This is a genomic window from Anoxybacillus sp. LAT27 (genome assembly GCF_022030075.1).
Lineage (GTDB): Bacteria > Bacillota > Bacilli > Bacillales > Anoxybacillaceae > Anoxybacillus > Anoxybacillus kestanbolensis.
Genome location: NZ_JAIWYK010000097.1, coordinates 1 through 330, shown reverse-complemented (window position 1 = coordinate 330; position 330 = coordinate 1). Strand labels below are relative to the sequence as shown.

The 330-nt window shown below is 57.0% G+C and carries 1 protein-coding gene; it reads right to left on the bottom strand.

The genetic code is table 11. The features are described 5' to 3' along the window. On the bottom strand, window positions 1-330 hold a 330-nt coding region (locus tag LD028_RS08670; RefSeq protein WP_275949114.1), incomplete at both ends, for a DNA gyrase C-terminal beta-propeller domain-containing protein.

The following is a 330-nucleotide window of genomic DNA, read 5'->3' as shown; positions in this document are numbered from 1 at the left end:
CCAGCCGCGCGCACGCCAACAAGGCTGATCTCCTCCTCGGCAAACAAGAGCGCATGTCCATCATGCGTCGCAAGCCAAAGATGGCCGCATCCATCCGTCGCGTAGACGGCGATGACGTCATCATCCTCTTTCACATTAACGGCCACAAGCGGGCGGGTGTAGCGCTGCACTTGGTATTGAGCGAGCTCCGTTCGCTTTACGAGCCCTTGTTTCGTCACAAAGACGAGCTGCTCCCCGGTGTTAAAGGAAGAGATTGGAACAGCGGCGACGAGTTCATCGTCGCGTTCAAGCGGAATGAGATGGGAAATGTGCTGGCCGACCTCTTTCCAA